The organism is Streptomyces caelestis (genome assembly GCF_001279005.1).
In the GTDB taxonomy this organism is placed as follows: Bacteria; Actinomycetota; Actinomycetes; order Streptomycetales; family Streptomycetaceae; genus Streptomyces; species Streptomyces heliomycini.
Window position 1 is genome coordinate 1 of the sequence record NZ_LGCN01000043.1, and the last position, 811, is coordinate 811.

Genomic DNA, 811 nt, shown 5'->3' on the forward strand with positions numbered 1-811 from the left:
ACTTGAAGAAGGGCGGCAGCCAGAGGCAGTCGACGCCCAGCCATTGCAGGTAGTCCAGCTTGGCGGTCAGGCCCTTCAGGTCGCCGATGCCGTCACCGTTGCTGTCCTGGAAGGAGCGGACGAGGACCTCGTAGAAGACGGCTCGTTTGAACCAGTCCGGGTCCCGGTCCTTGGCGGGGGTGTCCTCGAAGGTGTCCGGGACGGGTTCGTTGACGATCATGCTGTGGGTGACCCTCCGATCGACGGGCTGGACGGTCGCAGGACGCGGCTGCGCTCACCCGGGGGCTCACTCCCGGATGCCCGGCCGACGACGAGCACATGCGCTCCTCCCGGACCCAGGCGCACATAGTTGGCCCTGCCCCATTGATAGGTCTCGCCGGTGAGCTCGTCGCGCACCGGTGCCGACTCGTGCCACTCCAGGCCGAGTTGCGGCATGTCCAACGAGACCGTCGCCTCCTGGGTGTGGTGGGGGTCGAGGTTGGCGACCACCAGAACCGTGTTCGAACCCCGCCGCTTCGAGTACGCGATGACCTCCTCCTTGTCGGCGTGGTGGAAGTGGAGGTCGCGCAGCTGCCGCAGGGCCGGGTTCTCGCGCCGGATGGTGTTGAGCTTGGTGATGAGGGGGGCGAGGGTGCGGCCCTCGCGTGCGGCGGTCTCCCAGTCCCGGTGCCTGAGCTGGTACTTCTCGGAGTCGAGGTATTCCTCGCTGCCCTCGCGCAGGGGGGTGTTCTCGCACAGTTCGTAGCCGCTGTAGATGCCCCAGGTGGGGGAGAGGGTGGCGGCCAGGACGGCGCGGACCTCGAAGGCGGGC

At 67.9% G+C, this 811-nt stretch carries 1 protein-coding gene and 1 pseudogene; both read right to left on the reverse strand.

The window, feature by feature from the left end:
• Window positions 1-220, reverse strand: a 220-nt coding sequence (locus ADK41_RS05105) for an alpha-amylase family glycosyl hydrolase (RefSeq protein ID WP_037805355.1), incomplete at its 3' end; no start/stop codon positions are given.
• Window positions 217-811, reverse strand: a pseudogene (locus tag ADK41_RS05110) (alpha-1,4-glucan--maltose-1-phosphate maltosyltransferase); the annotation flags it as partial. The gene ADK41_RS05105 and the pseudogene ADK41_RS05110, both read right to left, overlap by 4 nt.